Source organism: Nonomuraea sp. NPDC003707, from assembly GCF_053587055.1.
Genome location: NZ_JBSFNK010000037.1, coordinates 60,515 through 83,625, shown reverse-complemented (window position 1 = coordinate 83,625; position 23,111 = coordinate 60,515). Strand labels below are relative to the sequence as shown.

Here is a 23,111-nt window from a genome sequence, read left to right as displayed (position 1 = left end):
CGCCCCGGGCGGGCGTTCAGCCCGCGGGCTGGCTCTCGCGCTGCTCGCGCCGGGCCCTGATCCGGGTCCAGGCCGCCTCGGCCGCCTGCTGCTCGGCCTCCTTCTTGCTGCGCCCGGTGCCCGAACCGTACGACTCGCCGCCGACCCGCACCATCGCCGTGAACGACTTGGCGTGGTCGGGACCGCTCTCCTCGACGTGGTACTCAGGCACGCCGAGGGCCTCGGAGGCCGTCAGCTCCTGCAGGGAGGTCTTCCAGTCGAGCCCGGCGCCGAGCGAGGCCGAACGGACGATCAGCGGGTCGAACAGCAGGTGCACCACCCGGAACGCCTCGTCGAGCCCCTTGTCGACGTAGATCGCGCCGATCAGCGCCTCGAGGGTGTCGGCCAGGATGGACGACTTGTCACGCCCGCCGGTGCCCTCCTCGCCCCTGCCGAGCCGCAGGAACCGGCCCAGGCCCAGGTTGCGGGCCACGTCGGCCAGCGCGCGCATGTTGACCACCGCGGCGCGCAGCTTCGCCAGCTGGCCCTCGGGGAGGTCGGGGTGGTTGCGGTAGAGGGTGTCGGTGACCACCAGGCCGAGCACCGAGTCGCCCAGGAACTCCAGGCGCTCGTTGGTGGGCAGGCCGCCGTTCTCGTACGCGTAGGAGCGGTGCGTCAGCGCCCGCTCCAGGATGTCGGAGTCGAGGCCGACCGCCAGGACCCGCTCCAGCTCGTCTCGGGCGACCTCTACGGCCACCGGCTTAGGACCTGTGCCCACGTGCTTTCCTCCTCGGACATCTTCGCATGGTGTGGCGACTGCGGAAGATGCCCGAAAACGTGGTGGGCGTCGGGGTAACGCGTAGCCCCGGCGTCCACCACGGCCGCGGGCGAACCGCCGCCGCACGCATCTGAGACGGTAACGCCGACCGAGGCACCATCGCACCCGGTCGGCATCACGTCAACTGCTGACGGATCAGGCGGAAGGCTCGATGACCTGACGCCGGTTGTAGGTGCCGCAGGTGGGGCACGCGATGTGCGGCTGCTTGGGCGAACGGCACTGCGGGCAGCTCACCAGGGCGACAGCAGTCGTCTTCCACTGGGAGCGACGGTGGCGGGTGTTACTCCGCGACATCTTTCGCTTCGGGACGGCCACGTCACTTCTCCTGATCGTTATCTTTGTCGGTATTCAGACCTTGCAACGACGCCCAGCGGGCATCGATCTTCTCGTGCCGGTGATCCTCGCCGGCCTCGGCCAGCTTGATCCCACACTCCGTGCAGAGCCCTCCGCAGTCCTCACGGCAGACGGGGCTCAACGGCAGTGCGAGCACCACCGCGTCGCGGAACGTCGGCTCGAGGTCGAACAGCTCGCCGTCGAGCAGCGAATCCTCGTCCGAGGCGTCCTCGTCGGAGTAGAAGAACAGCTCCTGCAGGTCAACCTCGATGTCCGAGGTGACGGGGTCGAGACAGCGAGCGCACTCCCCGGCGAGCGGGGCCTGCGCCGTGCCCGACACGAGCACGCCTTCCATCACTGCTTCGAGCCGGAGGTCCAGCTCGACTTCGGCGTCTTTGGGGACACCGATCATGTCGACGCCGAGATCCGCCGGTGCCGGGAGGGTCAGAGTCATCTGCCGCATCGTGCCCGGCCGCTTTCCCAGGTCATGGGTTGAGATCACCCACGGGGAGCGGGGGTCGAGGTGCTGAGTCATCCTGCTCTCGCTAGGCATGGCGAGACGATCGCCGTCGTACAAGGCCGAAATGAAAGGATAGCAGGTCGCGCTCAGCCCCTGAGCCGCTCGATGAGCAGCTTGTGCACGAGATCGGGCACGAGGCCCGAGACGTCCCCACCATACCTGGCGATCTCCTTCACCCTGCTGGAGGACAGGAACGAGTATTCGGGGTTCGTCGGCATGAACAGCGTCTCGACCCCCGACAGGCGGTAGTTGAGCTGCGCCATCTGCAACTCGTAGTCGAAGTCGCTGACCACCCTGATGCCTTTGACGATGGCGGGGATGTCGTTCTGCCTGCAGAAGTCGACCAGCAGTCCGTGGAATTTCCGCACCTTGACGTTCGGATATTCCTTGGTCACGGTCTGCAGGATCTCGATTCGTTCGTCCACCGTGAACAGGCTGCTTTTCTCGACGTTGATGAGGACTGCCACGGTCACCTCGTCATAGAGCCGGGCGGACCGGCCGATGATGTCGAGGTGGCCATTGGTGATGGGGTCGAACGACCCCGGGCAGACTACGCGGCGCAAGACGCCTCCCAGGTCTACGGGTTCCCGGCGGCGCGACCGTACCAAACGGATGCTTCGCCATAACGACGGACCCTCTCCTCAACGTAGCCGTCCGGCCACATCAGTGCCTTTCCCCTGCTTTCCCTCTCGAATGCCACCAAAGCCTCATCCAGCAGCCAGCCGTTGTCGCGCAGCGACTCCAGCGTCCGCCGGACCTCCTCGTCGGACACGGCGTAGGGCGGGTCGGCGAAGACGATGTCGTACGGCTCGGCGGGCGGGTTGCCGAGCACCCGCTCGACCTTGTCCGCGATCACCCTGGCGCCGTCGAGGCCCAGCGACTGGACGTTCGCCTTGATCGTCCTGACGGCCTTGGGGTCGGACTCCACCAGCACGGCCTCCTTGGCGCCCCTGGACAGCGCCTCCAGACCGATCGCGCCGGACCCGGCGTACAGGTCGAGCAGGCGGGCGCCGGTGAGGCCGTACAGGGAGTCGAGCGTCAAGAAGATCCCTTCTCTGGCCCTGTCGCTGGTCGGTCTCGTCCCCCGCCCCGGCGGCACCGCCAACCGCCTGCCACCTGCGCTGCCTGCGATGATCCGCGTCATGTGACCCATTGTTCCGCATGTTCGCGCAGGTCAAGAGTGGACAAGTGTCTGCCTCGAGTGCGCAAGGGTGATTCACATCGGCGCGACGGGCCCGCATGATGAGTTCTGCGGCCTTCAAGGTGACCCACATGAAGGCCGACCGGCGTGATCGTGAGCCCTTCCGCACGCCGGTTCCCTCGGCACCTGACCCGAGGGTGGGCCCAGCCGGGGACGGCATTCGGGGGGAGGCCGTCCCCGCGGCTGGGCTTTTCCACTGCCGGCAGGCTGCCCACCGCGCCACCGAAGCACCCCACCTCACCGCACCGGCACCCAGGGCTGGCCACCGAAGCGCCACGCGCCCCTCGCCGCCACCAACCCCGGCCCCCAACCCGCCGCACGCATCGCGCCGAGCACCACCCCGCCTCACCGGCGCCCGAGACCCCCAGCGCGCGCCCGGACGGCCGTAAGCGCCGCACGCTGCCCCCGGCCCGGGGGTTGCTCGGGCGGTCACGACCATTGGGGTCAGGTCTTCTCCAAGTACTCCGCGCGTTCGTCCGCCAGCAGCCGGGCGATCTCCGCCCGCAACCCCTCGTACGCCGTCAGGTCCGGATCCTCCTCCAGGAGGGCGGCGGCCTCGTCGCGGGCCGTGGCGATCACGTCCTCGTCCCGCAGGAGCTGCAGCAGCTTCAGCGACGACCGCTTGCCCGACTGCGCCGCCCCCAGGACGTCGCCCTCCCGCCGTTGCTCCAGGTCCACGCGCGACAGCTCGAAACCGTCCAGGGTGGTGGCCACCGCGTCGAGGCGGGCGCGGGCGGGCGTGCCCTCGGAGAAGTCGGAGACCAGGAGGCACAGCCCCGGGAGGCCGCCGCGGCCGACGCGGCCGCGGAGCTGGTGGAGCTGGGAGACGCCGAAGCGGTCGGCGTCCATGATGATCATGACGGAGGAGTTGGGGACGTCCACCCCGACCTCGATGACGGTGGTGGCCACCAGGACGTCGAGCTCGCCCCGCGTGAAGGAGCGCATGATCGCGTCCTTCTCCTCCGGCGGGAGCTTGCCGTGGAGCGTGCCCACCCGCAGGTCGTGGAAGGGGCCGCTCTTCAGGAGCTCGGCCACGTCGAGGACCGCCAGCGGCGGGCGGCGGTCGTCGTCGCCGGCGGTGGCCGCCAGGTCGCCCTCGTCGCCCTCCAGGTCGCCGATGCGCGGGCACACGATGTACGCCTGCCGCCCCAGCGCCACCTCCTCCCGCACCCGCTGCCAGGTGCGTTCGAGGTAGTGGGGCTTCTCGGCGGCCGGGACGACGTGCGTGGTGATGGGGGCGCGGCCCGACGGCAGCTGGGACAGCGTCGAGATCTCCAGGTCGCCGAAGACGGTCATGGCGACCGTGCGCGGGATCGGGGTGGCCGTCATGACCAGCACGTGCGGACGGCCGCCGGCCGCCTTCTCGCGCAGGGCGTCGCGCTGCTCCACCCCGAACCGGTGCTGCTCGTCCACCACGACCAGCCCCAGGTCGGCGAACTGCACGTGCTCCTGCAGCAGCGCGTGCGTGCCCACGACGATCCCCGCCGTGCCCGAGGCGGCGTCCAGCAGGGCCGCGCGGCGGGCGGCGGCGCCCATGGAGCCGGTCAGCAGCGTGACCGACGTGCCCCCGAACATGCCCCCCTGCGCCAGATCCCCGAGCATGCCGGTGATCGAGCGGTGATGCTGCTGGGCCAGCACCTCCGTGGGGGCCAGCAGCGCCGCCTGGCCGCCCGCGTCGACCACCTGGAGCATCGCCCGCAGCGCCACCACCGTCTTGCCCGCGCCGACCTCGCCCTGCAGCAGCCGGTGCATCGGGTGCTCCAGCGCGAGGTCGGCGGCGATCTCTTCGCCGACCTGCGCCTGCCCCTCTGTCAGCGAGAACGGCAGCCGCCCGTCGAAGTCGGTCAGCAGGCCGTCGCCGCGCCTGGGCCTGGGCTTGGCGGGCAGCGCGGTGGCGGCCCGGCGCCGCCGCAGCAGCACGGCCTGCAGCACGAACGCCTCGTCGAACTTCAGCCGCTTGCGCGCCCGCCCCATCTCGGCGAAGTCCTTCGGCCGGTGGATGCCCACCAGCGCCTCGCCGAGATCCTGCAGCCCGTGGCGGGCCCGCAGCTCGGCGGGCAGCGGGTCGTCGAGCGGGCCCAGCGTGTCGAGCACGACGCCGACCGCGCGCCTGATCGCCCACGGCGTGACGTCCTTGCCCGCGGGGTAGATCGGCACCGGCGCCGCCGCGAACTCCTCCGCGTTCGCCTCGCCCTCCTCGAACAGCTCGAACTCCGGGTGCGCGAGCTGCCAGCGCGGCTTCGACCGCGCCCCGAACAGCCCCACCTTGCCCGCGAACATGCCCCGCTGCCCGGGCTTGAGCCGCGACTCGGCCACGTGGGAGCCCTTGCCGAAGAACGACAGGTAGAGCCTGTTGCCGTTGCCGTCGACGACCTCGACCTCCAGCCAGGTGCCGCCGCGGTTGCGCATGGGCTTGCGCATGAGCCTGGTCACCTCGCCGACCACGGTGACGTGCTCGTCGACCTCCAGCGCGTCGAGCGTGGTCAGCTCGCCGCGCTCGGCGTAACGCCGGGGATAGTGGCGCAGCAGGTCGCCGACCGTCTCCAGGTCGAGCACGCTGTGCAGCAACTTGGCGGTCTTCGGGTCGAGCGCCTTCGTCAGAGGCTCGTCGAAACGGCTCACGGCATTAAGTTCTACCGCGTCGGCCCGACAGGAATCCCGTTCATCGGTGTCACTCCACGCCGATCAGGAGCGGATAGCCGCCCTGCTCGCCGTCGTACACGACCAGATCCACGTCGGGCCGCGTACCGCGCAACTGCTCCTCCAGCCGCGCGGCGAGCCCCGGCGGCGCCTGCGCGCCCGTGACCAAGGTCACCAGCTCGCCGCCGCCGGCCACCATCCGGTCCACGACCACGGTGGCCACGCGGTCAAGCGAGCCGCCGATCACCGCGACGTCCCCGTCGATCATGCCGAGCACGTCCCCGGGGCGGCACAGGCCCGCGCTCGTCATCGCCTCGCGGTCCGCCACCGTCACGTGTCCGTACCGCGTGTGCCCGGCCGCGTCCGTCATCGCCACCACGTCGTCGTCGAAGCGGCGCAGCGGATCGTGTACGGCCAGCGCCGCCAGCCCCTGCACGGTCGCCTTCGTCGGCAGCACGCTGACCACGGCCCCGTCCTCGCGGGCGATCTCCGCGGCCGCGGCGGCGACCGACCTGACGCCCTCGTCGTTCGGCAGGACCGCGACCTCGCCGCCCGCCTGCCTGATCGCGGCCAGCATGGCGGGCAGGGTGGGCCGGGTGCCGGGCTCGCGGCGTACCACGACCGCGCCGCACTCCTCGAACAGCGCCGCGATCCCGTCCCCCGCGGCCACCGCCACCACGCCCCGGCCCGCGCTGCCGCGGTGGGTGCGTTCGGCCAGGTACGTGATCCTGATCCGGTGCGGCCGCCCGGCCCGCAGCCCGGCCTCCACGGCGGGACCGGCCTCGGCCACGTGGACGTGCACGTTCCACAGCCCGCCGCCGCCGACCACGACCAGCGAGTCGCCCATGGCGTCGAGCTCCTCGCGCAGCGCGGCCACCGCGGCGTCGTCGGCGTCCAGCAGGTACATCACCTCGTACCCCGCCCCCACCTCGGCCATCGGCGCGACCCGCGAGGTCGGCGCGGGCACGTCGTAGTGATCGCTGTAGGAGTCGGTGATCACGGAGGCCAGGGTCTCCAGCACGATCGCCGCGCCCGCGCCGCCCGCGTCCACGACGCCGCTGCGGGCCAGCACGTCCAGCTGGGAAGGCGTACGGCGCAGCGCGGCGCGGGCCTCACCCGCCGCCTGCCGCGCCACCGCCCGCAGATCGCCCCCGTCCACGTCCTGTACGGCTCGCGCGGCCGACTCCAGCACGCTCAGCACCGTGCCCTCCACCGGCCTGGCCACCGCCTCCCTGGCCAGCACGGCGGCCCTGAGCAGCCCGGCCCGCAGGTCGGAGCCGTCCTTCAGCACCTCGGCGAGGCCGCGTAACGCCTGGCTGACGATCACGCCGGAGTTGCCGCGGGCCCCGACGAGCGCGCCGTACGAGAGCGTCTGCCACACCACGGCCGCGTCCACGTCGTCGGGCAGCGACTCGACGGCCTCGGCCGCGGACAGCATGGTCAGGTGCAGGTTGGTGCCGGTGTCGCCGTCGGCCACGGGGAACACGTTCAGCGCGTCGATCTCGGTCCTGGCCCGGCCGAGCGCGTCGGCGGCCAGGCGGGCCCAGCGGCGCACCGCCGGCGGGTCGAGGACCTTCATCTGCACCCTCCCGGCTCCCGGCGTGGCCCGGATGCGCTACGGTTGTCGATGGAGAATATCGCCGCCGGACCACCGGTCCAGCGTTCCAGTTCGCGCCCATCGGTGTGGATCGGATATTCTCGTCTGGCTGGCCGGTTGTCCCGGCATGCCCTCCGCCCGGAAAGCATCAGCGGACAGGGCTACATCGACTGTTTTAAGGAGCGAACCGTGGCTTCCGTCTGCGATGTCTGCCGCAAGGGCCCGACCTTCGGCAACAACGTTTCCCACTCCCACCGCCGTACCCGTCGTCGTTGGAACCCCAACATCCAGACGGTCCGCGCGGTCGTCGGCGGCACGCCGAAGAAGCTCAACGTGTGCACCTCGTGCATCAAGGCGGGCAAGGTCACCCGCTAGGTCCCACACTTTCGCGTAAGCCCGTAGCTCCCGAGGGAGCCGCGGGCTTACGCGTTTTCGGGCCCCTGAGGCCCGAGCGTCAGCGCCAGCGCCAGGCGTGGTCCACCGGGCCGATGCCGCTTCCCAGAGGGAAACCGCGCGCGATCGCGCCCGTCACGTACTCCTTCGCCTTCCCCACCGCCTCCGGCACGTCGTCGCCCAGCGCGAGCCGGGAGGCGATCGCCGAGGCCAGCGTGCAGCCCGTGCCGTGGGTGTGGCGGTTGTCGAGGCGCTCGGCGGCGAAGCGGTATTCGGCCGTGCCGTCCGTGAGCAGGTCCACGGGCGCGCCCGGCAGATGGCCGCCCTTGATCAGCGCCCACCTGGGCCCGAGCTCCAGAACGGCCTCGGCCGCCGCCCGCAGCCCGCCCTCGTCCTCCACCTTGACGGAGGTGAGCTGCTCCACCTCCCACAGGTTCGGCGTCACCACGGTGGCCACGGGCAGCAGCCGCGTCCGCAGCGTGTCGACGGCCTCGGGCGCGAGCAGCGAGTCGCCGTGCTTCGACACCCCCACGGGGTCCACGATCACCGGCGCGGCGTACGAGCCGAGCGCGTCGGCCACGACCTCGACCAGCGCGGGGGAGGCCAGCATGCCGGTCTTCACCGCCTGGGCGCCGATGTCGCCCAGGACCGAGTCGAGCTGCGCGCGCACGGCCTCGGGCGGCAGCTCCCAGTAGCCCTGGACGCCCAGGGAGTTCTGAGCCGTCACCGCGGCGATGACGCTCATACCGTGGACGCCCATGGCCAGCATGGTCTTCAGGTCGGCCTGGATGCCCGCGCCGCCCCCGGAGTCGGAGCCGGCGACGGTCAGCACGCGTGGAGGGGTCGAAACCGTCATGTCCCCCATCCAACCACTCAGCTGATGGCGCAGTCCCCGCTGACCAGCCCGCAGTTGGCGGCCTTCTGGCCCTCGCCCGTGGCGGTGAACGAGACGTTCACCGAGTCACCGGCCGACAGCGACGCCGACAGGTCGAGGATCAGCAGATCGCCGTCCTGCGTCCATTGGGCGCCGGTCACGGCCATGACCTTGCCCTCGACCGGGACGGAGACCGTCGGGTTCTCCAGCGTCTCCCGAGAGGTGTTCGAGAGCGTCATGTCGGCCTGGTAGCTGAGCACCCGCTGCTTGATGGTCTGCTTGATGTTCATCGCGCCGCCCTGGCCGGACCCGAACGTGTTCGTGGTGGTCGGGAGCGGGGTGCTGCCGCCGCTGCTGGTCCCCCCGCCGGTGTCGCCGTCGTCCAGCGTCGAAGGCTCCTCGGTCGGCGTCTCGGTGGCGAGCTCCTCGACGGGCGGCGTCGGCTCCTTCGTCGGCTTCGCGGACGTCTTCACCTTGGTCTTGGTGGGCGTCGGCGTCGCGGAGGCGGTGCGGCGCGGGGGTGTACGGGCGCTGTACGAAGCCGTCGGCACCGGGGTCTTGGACGTCGTCGGCTCCTCGTCCGCCGACTCCTCCTCGGACGGCTCCTCCTCCGGCGTGGTCTCCTCTTCGGTCGGCTGGGAGGCCGCGGGACCCGGCTGGTTGTTCGTCGCCTGGACGGCGGCGCAGGTCGCGCCCGCGCACTTGTCGGGCGTACCCGACGAGCTCATGAACTTGACGCCCGCCACGGTGCCGCCGAGCACGACGGCGACCGCCGCGACCGACAGCAGCGCGACCCGGCCCTTGCCGCCACCCGACGACGGGGGCGCGGTGAGCACGTCGCCGCCGCCGCCGCGTCCGCCCTTACGGCGCCCGCGGCGGCCCTTGGGCTCGTCAGGCTCGTCGAGGCCGGGGTCGGCCGCCCAGTCGGAGGCGAGGAAGCCGGTCTCGGCGTTCGCCCAGGCGGGCGCCTGCACGGCCGTGGGCTCCCCGGCCACCTTGACGTCCCCGGGCTCGGGCGGGCCGGCCGACATGGGCACCGCGCCGGTACGGTCACCGGGCCCATCGAACGGCCCGTCGAAGGGCCCGGGCCGGTCGCCGGGAGGTGGTCCGCCGAAGGCGCCACCCGGCACGTCGGGGCCGTCGAAGAAGGCCGTACGCTCCATGGGCCCGTCAAAGGGGCCAGACGCCTCAAAGGGGCCTCGACCGCCGGCCGGGCCCGGACCCGGTCCTCCAGGGCTGGGCGGAGCGTCCGGGCCGCCGAAGAAGGCCGTACGCTCGGCGGGCCCCTCCATGGGAGCCGCGGCGTCGAAAGGGCCCCGCCCGGCGGGTGCGCCCGGATTGCCGGGGCCGTCGAAGAAGGCCGTGCGCTCCATGGGCCCGTCAAAGGGACCGGGAGCGTCAAAAGGGCGGTCGCCCGGCTGGCCCCACTCCGGCGGCCGGGCGAAGGCGCCCGTCGTCTCGAACGGCCCGGCCTCCCCAGGACCCGGCTGCGGGAAGCCATGCACGGGGTCGTTGGCCGGGGGGAAGCCGCCGTCGGAGTTGTTGGGCAGCGCGAAGGCACCGGTGGTCTCGAACGGCTCGGACTGCGGCCCGCGCGGAAGCGGTCCGTCAGTGCGCCGCGGCATAGGAGCCCACTGGCCCGTCACCTCGGGTTCGTCCGGCAGCGAAGGCCAGCCGGGCGGCTCGGCCTGCTCGTCAGGACCCCAGAATGCGCTGTTGTTCCCCCGTTCATCCCCGTCGTCGGATCCACCTGTGCCGTGGCGGCCCATGGCTGCCCTTTCTCGCGGTTACAGTGGCCGCCAATCTTCATAACACCTTTGCGACACCGTTGTCACAGCAATCCCCGGAGTCCCACCACAAATCCGGAAAATGTCACTCAAATCGGGACAAGTCATCACCGAAAGTGATCCCACCCGCGCCGGCCGATCTCGCGCCCATGAACCAGCACACCTTCACCCTCGGCCACCCGGCCCACGACCTGCCACGACGGTGGCAAACTCACCTCTGCGGGGAAGACCGCCGCGAGCGCGTGATCCTCACCACCCGTGAGCACCCACTCCAGCGGGTCGACCCCAAGTTCCTTGGCCGCGACCGCAACCGGCTCCCCCACGGCGAAGGCCCGCGGATCCAGCTCGATGCGCACGCCGCTGGCCTCGGCGACGTGGCCGAGGTCCTGCAGCAGCCCGTCGCTGACGTCCAGCATCGCGCTCGCGCCCAGCTCGGCCGCCCCCGGCCCCATCGCGTACGGCGGGCTGGGCCGCCGATGCGCGACCACGACCTCCTCCAGGACGGGGTTCTCCGGCACGCCCGCCTCCAGCAGCGCCCACCCGGCGGCGGCATAGCCCAGCCGCCCGGTCACCGCCACGACATGCCCGGGCCGGGCGCCGGAGCGCGTCACGGGAGCCCGCCCGCCCAGGTCGCCCAGCGCGGTCACCCCGATGACCACCAGGTCGCACCGCGTGATGTCGCCCCCGGCGACGCTCGCCCCGACCACCGCGCACTCGTCGCGGAACCCGTCCGTCAGCCCGTCGAGCCACGTCAGCGGCAGGTCGGCGGGCATGCCCAGCCCGACCACGAGGGACGTCGGCACGGCGCCCATGGCGACCACGTCGGCGAGGTTCTGGGCGGCGGCCTTACGACCCACGTCGTAACCGCTGGACCAATCCCGCCGAAAATGTCTACCCTCGATCAGCAAATCCGTTGAGACCACGACCCGGCCGTCAGGCGCGCTGACCACGGCGGCGTCGTCACCCGGACCGAGCATTACCGCCGCACCCTGGGGCAGACGACCGGTAATCCGATTTATCACTCCGAATTCGCCGAGATCTCCGACTGTGATGACGCACCTCCTGACGCACACAGGGTACGGTGGCCCTTCGGCGTGATCCAATCGCCCGGGAGGACGTGATGGTGCAGGCCTACATCCTTATCCAGACCGAGGTCGGCAAGGCCGCTGCCGTGGCTCGCGAGATTTCCGGGATTCCCGGGGTCACTCAAGCGGAAGACGTGACGGGGCCCTACGACGTGATCGTGCGCGCGGAGGCCAACAACGTCGACGAGCTGGGCAAGCTCGTGGTGGCACAGATTCAGGCGGTGGAAGGGATCACGCGTACTCTTACGTGTCCGATCGTCCACATTTAAAGGTAGTCGTCGCATGCGTGCCGCCGCCGCCCTGCTCGTTCTCCTCGCGCTCGCCGGTTGCGGCGGCACCGTACAGGTCGAGCCGCCCAAACCGACGGGTGAGGCGGTGACGGCCTGCGGCAAGCTGGCGACGCTGCTGCCCCAGACGCTCGACGGCGACCGGCGTGGCACGTCCACGCCCGAGTCGCCGTACGTGGCCATCTGGGGCGACGGGGTCATCGCGCTGCGCTGCGGCGTGCCCAGGCCGGCCAGGATGGCACCCACCGACCAGCTCCAGGAGATCGGCGGGGTGGGCTGGTTCGCCGACCCCGACAGGCCCACGTTGTTCACCGCGGTCACGGACGCGGCCTACGTGGAGGTCACGGTCGGCGGCGAGCACGTGGCCGCCGAGGTGCTGGCGGACCTGTCGAAGCCGATCGCCCAGGTCTCGCCCTCGTCCCAGTGACCGCGCGATCTCAACGCAGGCCCGCCGAGCGCGACAGCGCGAGCTGGATGAGCCGGTCGACCAGCGCCGGGTAGTCCAGCCCCGAGGCGGCCCAGAGCTGCGGCGCCACCGACAGCGACGTGAACCCGGGCATGGTGTTGATCTCGTTGAAGATCAGGTGGCCCTCGGGCGTGTAGAAGAAGTCGACCCGCGCGAGCCCTTCGCAGTCGAGCGCCTCGAACGCGCCCACCGCCATGGCCCGCAGCTGCTCGGCCGCCTCCTCGGGGAGGTCGGCGGGCACGGTGAGCGACATCTGGTCCGGGTAGTACTTCGCCTCGAAGTCGAAGAACTCCTGGCCGCCCTCGACCTTCACCTCGCCGGGCCGGGACGCGACCGCGGGCTCGTCGCCGAGCGACTCCAGCACCGCGCACTCGATCTCGCGGCCGACGATGGCGGCCTCGATGAGCACCTTGGGGTCGTGCTGCCTGGCGACCTCCACGGCCGCCTCCAGCTCGCCCAGGTCGTGGGCCTTGGAGATGCCCTGCGAGGACCCGGCCCTGGCGGGCTTGACGAACACCGGCCAGCCGAGCCCCTCCGCCTCCTTCAGCACGCGGTCGCGGTCGAGCCGCCAGTCGCGGTCGCGTACGACGACGTGGCGGCCGATCGGCAGCCCGGCGGCGGCCATGACGGTCTTCATGTGGGCCTTGTCCATGCCCACCGCGCTGGCCAGCACGCCCGAGCCGACATAGCGCACCCCGGCCATCTCGAGCAGCCCCTGGATGGTGCCGTCCTCGGCGAACGGGCCGTGCATCACGGGGAACACCACGTCCACCGAGCCGAGCTCCACGGGGATGCTGCCGGGGTCGTACGCCACCAGCGAACTCCCACCGGACGGCAGCGCCAGCGCCGCGCCCGAGGTGTCGACGACCGGCAGCTCGCCCGACTCGATGGCGAACCGCTGGTCCGAAGCCGCCAGCACCCACCTGCCGTCCTGGGCGATCCCGATGGGGATCACCTCGTACTTGCTCCTGTCGATCGCATCCAGCACACTGCCCGCGCCCATCAGGGACACGGCGTGCTCCGAATTGCGGCCTCCGAAAACAACGGCGACGCGTGGCTTGCTCATGGTGTCCGAATCTACCGGGGTGTCCGGGTCACAGCGAGCCGAGCACGCCGTAATCAGGACTTTCTCCCATCCTTACACGCCGTACCGCTCCGGTTTGGGCGATCGGGACATGAGCAACATGCCCGCCTCCGCCGGGGACATGCCGTCGTGGACGACCCCGACGACGACCTCGGTGATCGGCATCTCGACGTCGTGCTTCCTGGCCAGCTCCAGCACGGACTCGCAGGACTTCACGCCCTCGGCGGTCTGCTTGGTGGCGGCCACGACCTCGGCGAGGGTCATGCCCCTGCCCAGGTTCTCGCCGAAGGTGCGGTTGCGCGACAGCGGCGACGTGCAGGTCGCCACGAGGTCTCCCATGCCCGCGAGCCCCGCGAACGTGTGCTGATCGGCCCCCAGGGCCGCGCCCAGGCGGGAGATCTCGGCCAGCCCCCTGGTGATGAGCATGGCGCCGACGTTGTCGCCCATGCCCATGCCCGCGGAGACGCCCACGGCCAGGGCGATCACGTTCTTCACCGCGCCGCCCAGCTCCACGCCGACCACGTCGTGGTTGGTGTACGGGCGGAACCACGGCGGCAGGTGGCAGATCGCCTGCAGCCGGGCGGCGACCGACTCGTCGGTGCAGGCGACGACGGTGGCGGCGGGCTGGCGTTCGGCGATCTCCTTGGCCAGGTTGGGGCCTGAGACGACCGCGACCCGCTCCTCGGGCACCTCGGCGACCTCGCGGATCACCTCGCTCATCCGCTTGGTCGTGCCCAGCTCGATGCCCTTCATCAGGCTCACCAGGACGGCGTTCGGCGGGATGTGCTCGCGCCAGGCGGCCAGGTTGGGCCGCAGCTGCTGCGACGGCACCGCCAGCACCACGAACTCGGCCCCTTCGAGCGCCCGGGCCGGGTCGGTCGTGGCGCGCAGCTTCTCCGGGAGGGGGAGGCCCGGCAGGTAGTCGGGGTTGACGTGGTCGCGGTCGATCGCCTCGACCAGCTCCCGTCTACGGCCCCAGAGCGTGACCTCGTTGCCTGCCTCGGCCAGGATCGTCGCGAACGTGGTCCCCCACGAGCCCGTCCCGAAAACGGCCACCTTTGTCATGCCATCACTCCTTGGCCGGATCGTAGGGAGTCTCGGGGGCCTTCTCGCCACGCAGCTCGGCGAGCTGCTGGGTGATCGCGGCCGTGATGTCGGCCGTCGCCGCGCGCAACACCTCCGCCTGCAGCGGCCGGCCCTGGTACTTCGACAGGTCCACCGGTGGGCCCACCGTCACGCGGAACGTCTTGCGCGGGAACAGCCTGGGCTTCTTCTCCCCGTACGGCAGCAACTCATGCGCGCCCCAGTGGGCCACTGGGATGACCGGCGCGCCGCTCTCCAGCGCCAGCCGGGCCGCGCCCGTCTTGCCCACCATGGGCCACAGGTCGGGATCGCGGGTGCAGGTGCCCTCGGGGTAGAACAGGATCGCTCCGCCGTCCTCGAGCCGCTGGGCCGAGATGTGCAGGGACTTCGCCGCCTCGGCGCTGCCCCGATCGACGGGGATGGCCAGGAGCCCCGTCACCGCCCTGCCCAGGAACGGCACCTTGAACAGAGCGGACTTGGCCAGGATTACCGGCCAGCGCCCGTTGTTGTAGAGGAAGTGCGACAGCAGGACCGGATCAGCCCAGGAGAGGTGATTGGTCGCGATGATCACACCGCCGGTGCGCGGGATGCGCTCCCCACGACGCCAGTCCCTCTTGACCAGGAGCCAGGACAGCGGTTTCACGATGACGACTGCCAGGGTTTCCCAGAAACGCGATGGTCGCGCGGGGCGGCTCATGGTCTCCTCCAACACGTACGGGATGCGCCCCAAGTCTCCCGGTTGGCCGCGCGGGATGTCGAGGCGGGATGCTTAAGACTATGAGCATCCGCTGGTCCCTGGTCATCCCGGTGAAGACGCTGGTCGCGGCGAAGACGAGGCTGGCGGCGGCCACGGGCCCGCACCGGACCAGGCTGGCCGTGGCCGTGGCGAGTGACACGGTGGCGGCGGCGCTCTCGTGCGCGCGGGTCGCCCGGGTGATCGTGGTGACGGCCGATCCCGCCGCGGCCGGGCCCCTGGGCGCGCTGGGGGCCGAGGTGGTGCCCGACCCGGACCGCGGCCTGAACACCGCCCTGCGCACCGGAGCCGCCCATGCCGTACGCGTCGCGCCGGGCGACGCGGTGGGGGCGCTCCAGGCGGACCTGCCCGCCCTGCGGTCGTCGGAGCTGGGGACGGCGCTGGAGGCCGCCGCCGAGTTCGACCAGTCCTTCGTGCCGGACGCGCTCGACGTCGGGACGACCTTCTACGGGGTGCGGCCCGGGATGCCGTTCACGCCGAGGTTCGGCGGGGAGTCGCGGGCCAAGCACCTGGCGGGCGGGGCCAAGGAGCTGTGCCTGACGGGGATCGACTCGGTGCGGCGGGACGTGGACACGCCCGACGACCTGCGCGCGGCGATCGCGCTGGGCCTCGGCCGCCACACGGCCGCGGTGGTCGCCGAGCTGTGGCCCGGCTCATGAGACGGCTGGGTCCGGTCTTCTCCTGCCGCGGGCTCATGAGACGGCTGGGTTCCGGTCTCCTTGCCGAGGGCTCATGAAGTGGTCGCGGAGGTCTTCATGATGGCGGGCGAGGTCGCCACCGCCAGGTGCGCCAGGCTCATCAGGGCCACGGCCGCGGCGAAGGCCGCGTAGCCGCCGAGCCACTCCCCCAGCGTGCCCCCGGCCAGCCCGCCCAGCGGGTACGCCCCCCACATCAGGAAGCGCATGCTGGCGTTGACCCGGCCCATCAGGTGGTCGGGCGTGATGCGCTGGCGGTAGCTGAGCTGGGCCACGCCGAAGATCGAGCTGACCGCGCCGAACAGCGACGAGGCCACCGGGAAGATCAGCAGCCGCCAGCCGGGGCCGGTCGCCAGCGCGGGCAGGTAGAGCACGGCCGCCAGGACGGCGGCGCCGTACAGGGTGGGGCCGCTGCCGAAGCGCGCGGTGAGGCGGGCCACCAGCGCGGCGCCCACGAGGGAGCCGACGGCGGCGGCCGACAGCAGCAGCCCGTACTGGGCGGAGCCGACCCCCAGCTCCTTGACCAGGTAGAGCGGCAGTCCGACGGCCGCGATGCCGTTGGCCGCCATGACGAGCGCGCCCACGATCGCGACCCTGCGCAGCACCCGCTCTCCCGCGACGAACCTGATGCCCTCCGCCACCTCCTGGCGCAGCCTCCGCTCGCCGCGCCGCGGGCTCTCCTCGGCGCGCACGCCCCACAGCAGGAACGCGGAGAGGAGGTAGCTGACGGCGTCGGCGAGCAGCGCGATCGGCGCGGTGAACACGGCCACCGCCCAGCCTCCGACGCCCGGTCCGGCGAGCAGCGAGGTGTTCCTGGTGACCTCCAGGACGCCGTTGCCGCGTTCGAGGCGCTCCTTGGTCACGATGGCGGGCAGGAAGCTCATGTGGGCGACGTCGAAGAAGACCGTGCCCACGCCCAGCACCAGTGCGACCGCGTACAGCTGCGGCAGCGTCAGCACGTCGAGCCAGGCCGCCACCGGGACCGACAGCAGCGCCACGCCACGCGCGAGGTCGGACCAGATGAGGATCGGGCGGCGCCGCGACCGGTCCACCCACACGCCCGCGGGCAGCCCGATCAGCAGGAAGGCGAGCATCTGGGCCGCCGACAGCAGGCCGAGCTGGAAGGCTCCGGCGTCCAGGGCGAGGAGCGCCGCCAGAGGCAGGGCCACGACCGTGACCTGCGTGCCCAGCTGCGTGATGGCGTTCGCCCACGCGAACCGCCAGAAATCGCCCGTACGTCCCATGTCTCTCGATCTTTGCCGCCTGGCCGGACAAGGGGCAAACGAATTACGCTGATCAGCGTGCAGGGAACGGTACGCAGCTTCGACGAGGCCACGCGCTCGGGGACGGTGTTCCTCGACGACGGGACCGTGCTGGAGTTCGGCACGTCCGCCTTCGACGCGGGGCCGCTGCGGCTGCTGCGCACGGGACAGCGGGTCAACATCGGGATGTCCGGCGGGGAGATCGCCTACATCACGCTCTCGACCTTCCCGGTCCCGGACGCCTTCCGCGGCCGCCCGCCGGCGGGCGATTCCGAGTAACAGGCCCTTTTGCCGGGTCGCGGCCCGGCCGATTGCGGGCCGAAATGCGAAACGCCCGGGCCGATGGCCCGGGCGGAAGCGCGTGCTGGGTTTACTTCTTCTTTCCGGCTTTCTTGCCGCCCTGGTTGACCAGTTCCTTGAAGTCGGATCCCGGGCGGAACTTCGGCCCCCAGCTCTCGGGGACGTTGATTTCCGCGCCGGTCGACGGGTTCCTGGCCGTGCGGGCGGGCTTGTTCACCATCTCGAATGCGCCGAAGCCCGTGATCGAGACCTTGTCGCCGCTCGCCACGGCCTTCTGGATGGTGTCGATGACCGCGTTCACGGCCTCGGTGGCCGTCTTCCTGTCGCCAACCCGATCAGCGATGGCCTCGACGAGTTCTCGCTTGTTCATGAAAGTCCTGCTCCCCCAGTTACGGCTCGGGGTTCCAGCTCATGAGTTCGCCCTAGAAACCCCTTACGGGCTTGAAAGTAGGCGGGATCGCCGGTGAACTCAATCACCTAGCGCGTTTTCCTCACTACGTGGCGTGTCGAGAGAGGCCAGAAAGGCGTCGAGGCGGGCGGCGGCCCTTTCCGGGTCACGCTTCGCCAGATCGCAAATCGCGAGGTAGCGGCGGGCCAGCCGGTCCTTCTCGGCTGGGGGAAGCATGCGGACGCGGCGGTGCGCCTCGCGCAACCGCCGCGCCAGTTCGTCGTCTTCTAGACGGTCGTCGGCAGCCATGGCTGCCGACCATTCTCGTACGCCGCCACATCGTCGGCGTGACGCAGGGTCAGCCCGATGTCGTCGAGGCCCTCCATGAGCCGCCAGCGGGTGTAGTCGTCGATCTCGAACGACACGGCCTCATCGGCCCAGCGGACCTGGCGTTCGACCAGGTCGACGGTGACCTCGAGCTTCGGGTCCGCCTCGACGGCCGACTGCAGCGCCTCGACCTTGTCGCCCGGCAGGATGACCGGCAGCAGGCCCATCTTCGTGGAGTTGTTGCGGAAGATGTCGCCGAAGCGGGCGGCGATCACGGCGCGGAACCCGTACTGCTGCAGCGCCCAGACCGCGTGCTCGCGCGAGGAGCCGGTGCCGAAGTCGGGGCCGGAGACGAGGACCGAGCCGCCCTCGTAGGACGGGTCGTTCAGCACGAACGTCGGGTCCTCGCGCCAGGCCGCGAACAGGCCCTTCTCGAACCCGGTGCGGCTGACCTGCTTGAGCCAGACGGCCGGGATGATCTGGTCGGTGTCGACGTTGCTGCGGCGCAGCGGCACCGCCGTACCGGTGTGGGTGGTGAATGCTTCCATCGGTCCAGGTCTCCTTACAGGTCGGCGGGCGCGGTCAGACGGCCGGTGACGGCGGTCGCGGCGGCGACCTGCGGCGACACCAGGTGGGTGCGGCCACCCTTGCCCTGGCGGCCCTCGAAGTTGCGGTTGGAGGTGGAGGCGCTGCGCTCGCCGGGCTGGAGCGTGTCGGGGTTCATGCCCAGGCACATCGAGCAGCCGGCCTCGCGCCACTCGGCGCCGGCGGCCTTGAACACCTCGTGCAGGCCCTCCTGCTCGGCCTGCAGCTTGACCAGCATCGAGCCGGGCACGATCAGCGTGCGGGTCTTCACCTGGCGGCCGCGCAGGATCTCGGCGGCCGAGCGCAGGTCCTCGATGCGGCCGTTGGTGCACGAGCCAACGAACACGGTGTCGACCTCGATCTCACGCAGCGGCGTGCCGGCGGTCAGGCCCATGTACTCCAGCGCCCGCTCGGCGGCCGAGCGCTCGACCGGGTCGGAGAAGCTCTCCGGGGACGGGACGGACTCGCCCAGCGGCAGGCCCTGGCCCGGGTTGGTGCCCCACGTGACGTACGGGGTCAGCGTCGTGGCGTCGATCTCCACGACCTTGTCGAACACGGCGTCGTCGTCGGTGCGCAGCGTCTTCCAGTACGCGACGGCCTGGTCCCACGCCTCGCCCTCGGGCGCGTGCGGGCGGCCCTTCAGGTACTCGAACGTGGTCTCGTCCGGCGCGATCATGCCGGCGCGGGCGCCCGCCTCGATCGACATGTTGCAGACCGTCATGCGGCCCTCCATGGAGAGCTTGCGGACGGCCTCGCCGCGGTACTCCACGATGTAACCCTGGCCGCCGCCGGTGCCGATCTTGGCGATGATGGCCAGGATCAGGTCCTTGGCGGTCACGCCGGCGGGCAGCTCGCCGGAGACCTCGATCGCCATCGTCTTCGGCCGGTACGCGGGCAGCGTCTGCGTGGCCAGCACGTGCTCGACCTCGGAGGTGCCGATGCCGAACGCGATACCGCCGAACGCGCCGTGCGTCGAGGTGTGGGAGTCACCGCACACGATCGTCATGCCCGGCTGCGTCAGCCCGAACTGCGGGCCGATGATGTGCACCACGCCCTGACCGGCGTCGCCCATCGGGTGGAGCCTGATGCCGAACTCGGCGGCGTTCTTGCGCAGCGTCTCGACCTGCGTCTTGGACACCGGGTCGGAGATCGGGCCGACCACGGTCGGCACGTTGTGGTCCTCGGTGGCGATCGTGAGATCGGGCCGCCGCACCTTCCGGCCGGCGAGACGGAGCCCGTCGAACGCCTGCGGGCTGGTCACCTCGTGAATGAGGTGCAGGTCGATATAGAGCAGGTCCGGTTCGCCCTCGGCACGCCGGACTACGTGCTGCTCCCAGACCTTCTCGGCCAGTGTGCGGCCCATGATCTCCTCCTGTTTGTTCGCGGTGCGCCATCGCACCGCTTGCTCAGGCCCGGTCCCGCCGGTCGCCGCTCCGGGGGACCAGCGCTCCCTCCGTGCCTTCTGCGATGCTGCGTATCGCGGCTCGGTCGCTCGGGTCGGTCCCTTTCGTTCCTCAGTCCAGAGACCGGCGCTCCCTCGCGGGGGAGTTTGCCTCCGACTTGCCTTCTCATATGTCGAGACGGCAGTATCGGTTTATGGACAACTCTAGCGGAGTCGGAGTACTCGACAAGGCAGTTCTTGTACTCAATGCCCTCGAAGCGGGACCCGCTTCACTGGCGCAGCTCGTCCAGGCCACCGGTCTGGCCCGCCCCACGGCCCACCGGCTGGCCGTCGCACTTGAGCACCACCGCATTGTGAGTCGTGACACACAGGGCAGGTTCGTCCTGGGTCCCCGGCTTTCCGAGTTGTCCACCGCGGCCGGCGAGGACCGGCTGCTGGCGGTGGCCGCCCCCGTGCTGATGCAGCTCAGGGATCTCACTGGAGAGAGTGCGCAACTCTATCGCCGGCAGGGCGACGAGCGCGTCTGCGTCGCGGCCGCCGAACGCGCGAGCGGCCTGCGGGACACCGTGCCGGTGGGCTCCGCGCTGCCCATGTCGGCGGGCTCGGCCGCGCAGATACTGCTGGCGTGGGAGGAGCCGGACCGGCTGCACCGCGGCCTGCGCGGCGCCAAGTTCAGCGCCGCCACCCTCGCCTCCGTACGGCGCCGTGGCTGGGCCCACAGCGTCGGCGAGCGCGAGCAGGGGGTGGCCAGCGTGTCGGCGCCCATAAGGGGCAGCGGCGGCAAGGTGATCGCGGCCGTGTCGGTCTCCGGCCCCATCGAACGGCTCACGAGGGCGCCGGGCCGGCTCCACGCGGTGCCCGTTATGGCGGCGGCCGAACGTATAACAGAGGCAATGCGTCGCACGTCATGATCGGCGAAAGCAGGTATTTGGGGAGCCGAGTGCCTCGTGGGCGCACTAGCCTGAGTGCGTGACAGATCGCATCGAGGTAGCCGCCACTGAGCTGCGACCCCTGCTCGAAGAGTTCATCATGTGGGCGCGTGCGAACGCGCCCGGAAGCGACCCCGAGCTCGTGGGGCCCGCCGCACTGTGGCACCGTCTCGCCTTCTCGCAGGACCTCGGCACGTGGAAGCGTGCTGACCTGCGCAACCTGCTGCTCGACCGCATGCCCAAGGTCGTGGAGGATCCCGACGCCGCCGCCGACGGGATGCTCCCGGCCGTGGACGCGTACCTGACGTTCCTCTCGCAGACCGGCAGGCTGGCCGAGGGCTCGGACTCCCTCGCCGATCTGCAGGCTGAGCTCGACGACGTCGAGGACGAGTTCGTCGACCTCATGGAAGAGCTGCTCGACGACGCCGAGGGCGACGACGACGGGGAGGACGAGGTCGGCGACCTGGGCGATTTCGAGCCGTTCGCGGACGACCTCGCCGAACTCGACACGATCAGGCTGCGGCCCGACTCGGAGCTCGCTGCGGCGGCCCGGCAGGCGCCGCTGGTGGCCAAGGCCCGCGACCTCGCCCTCTGGGTGGGTTCCGGCCGCCGGGTGGGCGAGGACACCCTGCTCACCGACGCCGAGGTGGAGGAGGCGCTGGCGGCCGTCGGGCTGCCCAGGCCCGACACCGACGGCCCGATCGCCGAGGTCGTCCCGCAGCTCTGGAACATCTGGAACCTGGCCGTGGACCTGGAGTTCCTCCAGCCCGGCGAGGGCAACACGGTCGCGGTGCAGGACGACACCTCTGAGTGGCCGTTCGACGACGACGAGGACGTGCTCGACGCCTGGATGCTCGGGCTCCACTCCGTCGACTACGGCGACCCGGAGCTGAGCGACGAAGACCTCACGATGGCGCTGGCGGGCCTGACCCGGGGCCTGCTGGTCAGGCTGCTGCTGGCGGGCGGCTCGCGCGAGCTCGACGACCTGGCGCAGGACCTGGCCGAGTCCGCCGCCGACCTCGACGAGCTGGGCTCTGACGCGTGGGAGGCGGCAGGCGAACCGCTGGCCCCCGCGATCGACTGGCTCGTCGGGTACGGCATGGTCGAGGTCGACGGCAGCACCGTCCGCCTCACGCCGCTCGGCACCGAGGGCGTCGTCCACCTGGTGGACGACGCCGACATCGAAGTGGACGCGCGGCCCGCGATCGAGTCCATGAGCGCCCACGAGCTGCTGGCGCTCAGCGCCGAGCTGCCCGAGGACGAGGCCGACGCGGAGTTCGCGGCCTGGATGCGGCTCCGGGAGCCGGGCAAGGCGGCCGAGGAGCTGCTGGAGGCGGCGGCCGAGGACGAGAGCGACGCGCTGATCAGGGTGCAGGCGGCCAGCGTGGTCGGCACCCTGGGCGAGGCCGCCATCCCGGCCTGGCAGGCGGCGCTCAAACAGCCCTCGCTCCGGCCCTACGCGGCCACGCACCTGAGCCAGCTGGAGGTCGAGGGGGCTCCCGAGCCCACCCAGGACGACACCCACTGGCTGATCCTGGACATGTGGACGATCTCAGCCGGGCTGGGGCGTTCCGAGTTCGTGAGCAGCCTGCGGGACATCGGGCCGGAGATGGTCAACAACCTGCTCGAGGTGATCTGGCGGATTCCGCACGCGCACGTGGAGGAGCTGCTGGACCTGATCTCCCAGGTCCACCCGGACAAGCAGGTCGCCAAGACGGCCCGCCGCGCCCTCTTCAAGGCCCGCTCCGTGTAACCACCGCTCCATGGAGGCCCTCGCCACTCGGCGGGGGCCTTTCCACGTGCCCCGGCCTTCTGGCGCTTTGTACGCTCACGACGAGCAGCCGCAAGGGCCGGACGCCTTGGGAGAGCAGGCACCGCACGCGGCCAGGCTTCGTGGGCCTCGGACTCCACAGCGAGCGCCCACCGAACGGGGCGGACATTCAGGGCGGCACCACCGCACGCGGCCGGATACCTCAGGCCCTCCACGCGTAGCCGGACACCTCGGGTCGGCGAGGCGCCGCATGTGGGTGGGCTTTGTCCAGGGAGACGTGGCAGGCGGGAGCGGAAAACAGAAACGCTCCGGGCTGTGAGCGCCGGAGCGAGTGTGATAGACGTAGTCCCGACCGGATTCGAACCGGCGCTACCGCCTTGAGAGGGCGGCGTCCTGGGCCACTAGACGACGGGACCTTCGCGGGCTTGTGACAGTGGTAGTCCCGACCGGATTCGAACCGGCGCTACCGCCTTGAGAGGGCGGCGTCCTGGGCCACTAGACGACGGGACCTTCGCGGGCTTGTGACAGTGG

25 protein-coding genes and 2 tRNA genes are annotated in these 23,111 nt (G+C 71.2%); 7 read left to right on the top strand and 20 right to left on the bottom strand.

What is annotated here, in order from left to right; all coding sequences use genetic code 11:
- Window positions 1-16: 16 nt before the first annotated feature.
- The 7 genes from rnc to ACWDRB_RS54360 form a co-directional block, all read right to left on the bottom strand.
- Entirely contained in the window at window positions 17-736 is a 720-nt protein-coding gene (gene rnc / locus ACWDRB_RS54390) for a ribonuclease III (protein WP_363976698.1), read from the bottom strand.
- Window positions 737-952: 216 nt separating this feature from the next.
- Entirely contained in the window at window positions 953-1,132 is a 180-nt protein-coding gene (gene rpmF / locus ACWDRB_RS54385) for a 50S ribosomal protein L32 (RefSeq protein ID WP_139632166.1), read from the bottom strand.
- A gap of 1 nt (window position 1,133) precedes the next feature.
- Complete coding sequence (locus ACWDRB_RS54380) at window positions 1,134-1,703, bottom strand: YceD family protein (protein WP_449908462.1); 570 nt, start codon at window positions 1,701-1,703, stop codon at window positions 1,134-1,136.
- A gap of 53 nt (window positions 1,704-1,756) precedes the next feature.
- A complete protein-coding gene (coaD, locus tag ACWDRB_RS54375; protein WP_185068071.1) occupies window positions 1,757-2,233 on the bottom strand; it encodes a pantetheine-phosphate adenylyltransferase in 477 nt (158 codons plus the stop codon).
- A gap of 14 nt (window positions 2,234-2,247) precedes the next feature.
- On the bottom strand, window positions 2,248-2,814 hold the full coding sequence (gene rsmD, locus ACWDRB_RS54370; protein WP_449908414.1) for a 16S rRNA (guanine(966)-N(2))-methyltransferase RsmD: 567 nt from the start codon (window positions 2,812-2,814) through the stop codon (window positions 2,248-2,250).
- A 501-nt stretch (window positions 2,815-3,315) separates the two neighbouring features.
- On the bottom strand, window positions 3,316-5,493 hold the full coding sequence (gene recG, locus ACWDRB_RS54365; protein WP_449908412.1) for an ATP-dependent DNA helicase RecG: 2,178 nt from the start codon (window positions 5,491-5,493) through the stop codon (window positions 3,316-3,318).
- Window positions 5,494-5,542: 49 nt separating this feature from the next.
- Window positions 5,543-7,090 carry a DAK2 domain-containing protein gene (locus ACWDRB_RS54360; protein WP_449908411.1) on the bottom strand — a complete coding sequence of 516 codons (1,548 nt, stop codon included), beginning with the start codon at window positions 7,088-7,090 and terminating at the stop codon, window positions 5,543-5,545.
- Window positions 7,091-7,297: 207 nt separating this feature from the next.
- On the opposite strand from ACWDRB_RS54360, the gene rpmB reads away from it, so the two are divergent.
- Window positions 7,298-7,483, top strand: a complete 186-nt coding sequence (rpmB, locus tag ACWDRB_RS54355; RefSeq protein ID WP_043618345.1) for a 50S ribosomal protein L28 — start codon at window positions 7,298-7,300, stop codon at window positions 7,481-7,483.
- A gap of 79 nt (window positions 7,484-7,562) precedes the next feature.
- Here rpmB and thiD read toward each other — a convergent pair whose 3' ends face one another.
- The 3 genes from thiD to ACWDRB_RS54340 all read right to left on the bottom strand — a co-directional run bounded on the left by thiD (window position 7,563) and on the right by ACWDRB_RS54340 (window position 11,235).
- Entirely contained in the window at window positions 7,563-8,366 is an 804-nt protein-coding gene (gene thiD, locus ACWDRB_RS54350; RefSeq protein WP_355208904.1) for a bifunctional hydroxymethylpyrimidine kinase/phosphomethylpyrimidine kinase, read from the bottom strand.
- An 8-nt stretch (window positions 8,367-8,374) separates the two neighbouring features.
- Entirely contained in the window at window positions 8,375-10,000 is a 1,626-nt protein-coding gene (locus ACWDRB_RS54345; protein ID WP_449908409.1) for a hypothetical protein, read from the bottom strand.
- Between the two features lie 269 nt (window positions 10,001-10,269).
- The gene (locus ACWDRB_RS54340) at window positions 10,270-11,235 is read right to left on the bottom strand and encodes a thiamine-phosphate kinase (protein ID WP_449908407.1); all 966 of its coding nucleotides are present in this window, start codon (window positions 11,233-11,235) and stop codon (window positions 10,270-10,272) included.
- Window positions 11,236-11,282: 47 nt separating this feature from the next.
- On the opposite strand from ACWDRB_RS54340, the gene ACWDRB_RS54335 reads away from it, so the two are divergent.
- Together ACWDRB_RS54335 and ACWDRB_RS54330 are read left to right on the top strand one after the other, a co-directional pair.
- Entirely contained in the window at window positions 11,283-11,516 is a 234-nt protein-coding gene (locus ACWDRB_RS54335) for an Lrp/AsnC family transcriptional regulator (RefSeq protein ID WP_106249262.1), read from the top strand.
- 13 nt (window positions 11,517-11,529) lie between these two features.
- Window positions 11,530-11,961 carry a DUF3515 family protein gene (locus tag ACWDRB_RS54330; protein ID WP_449908404.1) on the top strand — a complete coding sequence of 144 codons (432 nt, stop codon included), beginning with the start codon at window positions 11,530-11,532 and terminating at the stop codon, window positions 11,959-11,961.
- Between the two features lie 10 nt (window positions 11,962-11,971).
- On the opposite strand, the gene ACWDRB_RS54325 is transcribed toward ACWDRB_RS54330, so the two are convergent.
- The 3 genes from ACWDRB_RS54325 to ACWDRB_RS54315 form a co-directional block, all read right to left on the bottom strand.
- Window positions 11,972-13,066 (bottom strand): D-alanine--D-alanine ligase family protein, encoded by a 1,095-nt coding sequence (locus ACWDRB_RS54325; protein ID WP_449908403.1) that lies wholly within the window; start codon window positions 13,064-13,066, stop codon window positions 11,972-11,974.
- 72 nt (window positions 13,067-13,138) lie between these two features.
- Complete coding sequence (locus ACWDRB_RS54320; RefSeq protein WP_350729715.1) at window positions 13,139-14,149, bottom strand: NAD(P)H-dependent glycerol-3-phosphate dehydrogenase; 1,011 nt, start codon at window positions 14,147-14,149, stop codon at window positions 13,139-13,141.
- Window positions 14,150-14,153: 4 nt separating this feature from the next.
- Window positions 14,154-14,864, bottom strand: a complete 711-nt coding sequence (locus tag ACWDRB_RS54315; protein ID WP_364262563.1) for a lysophospholipid acyltransferase family protein — start codon at window positions 14,862-14,864, stop codon at window positions 14,154-14,156.
- Between the two features lie 80 nt (window positions 14,865-14,944).
- Here ACWDRB_RS54315 and cofC point away from each other — a divergent pair, with 80 nt between their 5' ends.
- Window positions 14,945-15,580 carry a 2-phospho-L-lactate guanylyltransferase gene (gene cofC, locus ACWDRB_RS54310; protein ID WP_350729713.1) on the top strand — a complete coding sequence of 212 codons (636 nt, stop codon included), beginning with the start codon at window positions 14,945-14,947 and terminating at the stop codon, window positions 15,578-15,580.
- 71 nt (window positions 15,581-15,651) lie between these two features.
- On the opposite strand, the gene ACWDRB_RS54305 is transcribed toward cofC, so the two are convergent.
- A complete protein-coding gene (locus tag ACWDRB_RS54305; protein ID WP_449908400.1) occupies window positions 15,652-16,860 on the bottom strand; it encodes an MFS transporter in 1,209 nt (402 codons plus the stop codon).
- 57 nt (window positions 16,861-16,917) lie between these two features.
- Here ACWDRB_RS54305 and ACWDRB_RS54300 point away from each other — a divergent pair, with 57 nt between their 5' ends.
- Complete coding sequence (locus tag ACWDRB_RS54300) at window positions 16,918-17,157, top strand: hypothetical protein (RefSeq protein WP_449908398.1); 240 nt, start codon at window positions 16,918-16,920, stop codon at window positions 17,155-17,157.
- Window positions 17,158-17,248: 91 nt separating this feature from the next.
- Here ACWDRB_RS54300 and ACWDRB_RS54295 read toward each other — a convergent pair whose 3' ends face one another.
- The 4 genes from ACWDRB_RS54295 to leuC form a co-directional block, all read right to left on the bottom strand.
- Entirely contained in the window at window positions 17,249-17,548 is a 300-nt protein-coding gene (locus tag ACWDRB_RS54295; protein WP_350729708.1) for an HU family DNA-binding protein, read from the bottom strand.
- A gap of 99 nt (window positions 17,549-17,647) precedes the next feature.
- Window positions 17,648-17,875 carry an SCO5555 family protein gene (locus ACWDRB_RS54290; protein ID WP_355208881.1) on the bottom strand — a complete coding sequence of 76 codons (228 nt, stop codon included), beginning with the start codon at window positions 17,873-17,875 and terminating at the stop codon, window positions 17,648-17,650.
- Window positions 17,854-18,441: a 3-isopropylmalate dehydratase small subunit gene (gene leuD, locus ACWDRB_RS54285; protein WP_449908396.1), complete on the bottom strand. Its 588-nt coding sequence runs from the start codon at window positions 18,439-18,441 to the stop codon at window positions 17,854-17,856. Before leuD ends, ACWDRB_RS54290 begins: the two co-directional genes overlap by 22 nt.
- Window positions 18,442-18,455: 14 nt before the next feature.
- On the bottom strand, window positions 18,456-19,841 hold the full coding sequence (gene leuC / locus ACWDRB_RS54280) for a 3-isopropylmalate dehydratase large subunit (RefSeq protein ID WP_449908394.1): 1,386 nt from the start codon (window positions 19,839-19,841) through the stop codon (window positions 18,456-18,458).
- Window positions 19,842-20,074: 233 nt separating this feature from the next.
- Here leuC and ACWDRB_RS54275 point away from each other — a divergent pair, with 233 nt between their 5' ends.
- The gene (locus ACWDRB_RS54275) at window positions 20,075-20,791 is read left to right on the top strand and encodes an IclR family transcriptional regulator (RefSeq protein ID WP_350729701.1); all 717 of its coding nucleotides are present in this window, start codon (window positions 20,075-20,077) and stop codon (window positions 20,789-20,791) included.
- Window positions 20,792-20,849: 58 nt separating this feature from the next.
- Window positions 20,850-22,562, top strand: coding sequence for a hypothetical protein (locus ACWDRB_RS54270; protein WP_363976042.1), 1,713 nt, complete (start codon window positions 20,850-20,852; stop codon window positions 22,560-22,562).
- Window positions 22,563-22,923: 361 nt separating this feature from the next.
- Here the strand turns inward: ACWDRB_RS54270 and ACWDRB_RS54265 are convergent.
- Window positions 22,924-22,996 (bottom strand) — tRNA-Glu (locus ACWDRB_RS54265).
- 18 nt (window positions 22,997-23,014) lie between these two features.
- Window positions 23,015-23,090 (bottom strand) — tRNA-Glu (locus ACWDRB_RS54260).
- Window positions 23,091-23,111 lie beyond the last annotated feature (21 nt).

What these genes read in the sequence shown, in the direction of transcription:
- ACWDRB_RS54305 (WP_449908400.1), bottom strand. Translation starts at nt 16,860, where the DNA reads ATGGGACGTACGGGCGATTTCTGGCGGTTCGCGTGGGCGAACGCCATC.
- leuC (WP_449908394.1), bottom strand. Translation starts at nt 19,841, where the DNA reads ATGGGCCGCACACTGGCCGAGAAGGTCTGGGAGCAGCACGTAGTCCGG.
- cofC (WP_350729713.1), top strand. Translation starts at nt 14,945, where the DNA reads ATGAGCATCCGCTGGTCCCTGGTCATCCCGGTGAAGACGCTGGTCGCG.
- ACWDRB_RS54360 (WP_449908411.1), bottom strand. Translation starts at nt 7,090, where the DNA reads ATGAAGGTCCTCGACCCGCCGGCGGTGCGCCGCTGGGCCCGCCTGGCC.
- ACWDRB_RS54295 (WP_350729708.1), bottom strand. Translation starts at nt 17,548, where the DNA reads ATGAACAAGCGAGAACTCGTCGAGGCCATCGCTGATCGGGTTGGCGAC.
- ACWDRB_RS54275 (WP_350729701.1), top strand. Translation starts at nt 20,075, where the DNA reads ATGGACAACTCTAGCGGAGTCGGAGTACTCGACAAGGCAGTTCTTGTA.
- thiD (WP_355208904.1), bottom strand. Translation starts at nt 8,366, where the DNA reads ATGGGGGACATGACGGTTTCGACCCCTCCACGCGTGCTGACCGTCGCC.
- ACWDRB_RS54320 (WP_350729715.1), bottom strand. Translation starts at nt 14,149, where the DNA reads ATGACAAAGGTGGCCGTTTTCGGGACGGGCTCGTGGGGGACCACGTTC.
- ACWDRB_RS54290 (WP_355208881.1), bottom strand. Translation starts at nt 17,875, where the DNA reads ATGGCTGCCGACGACCGTCTAGAAGACGACGAACTGGCGCGGCGGTTG.
- ACWDRB_RS54325 (WP_449908403.1), bottom strand. Translation starts at nt 13,066, where the DNA reads ATGAGCAAGCCACGCGTCGCCGTTGTTTTCGGAGGCCGCAATTCGGAG.
- ACWDRB_RS54380 (WP_449908462.1), bottom strand. Translation starts at nt 1,703, where the DNA reads ATGCCTAGCGAGAGCAGGATGACTCAGCACCTCGACCCCCGCTCCCCG.
- leuD (WP_449908396.1), bottom strand. Translation starts at nt 18,441, where the DNA reads ATGGAAGCATTCACCACCCACACCGGTACGGCGGTGCCGCTGCGCCGC.
- ACWDRB_RS54315 (WP_364262563.1), bottom strand. Translation starts at nt 14,864, where the DNA reads ATGAGCCGCCCCGCGCGACCATCGCGTTTCTGGGAAACCCTGGCAGTC.
- ACWDRB_RS54345 (WP_449908409.1), bottom strand. Translation starts at nt 10,000, where the DNA reads ATGCCGCGGCGCACTGACGGACCGCTTCCGCGCGGGCCGCAGTCCGAG.
- ACWDRB_RS54330 (WP_449908404.1), top strand. Translation starts at nt 11,530, where the DNA reads ATGCGTGCCGCCGCCGCCCTGCTCGTTCTCCTCGCGCTCGCCGGTTGC.
- rsmD (WP_449908414.1), bottom strand. Translation starts at nt 2,814, where the DNA reads ATGACGCGGATCATCGCAGGCAGCGCAGGTGGCAGGCGGTTGGCGGTG.
- ACWDRB_RS54335 (WP_106249262.1), top strand. Translation starts at nt 11,283, where the DNA reads ATGGTGCAGGCCTACATCCTTATCCAGACCGAGGTCGGCAAGGCCGCT.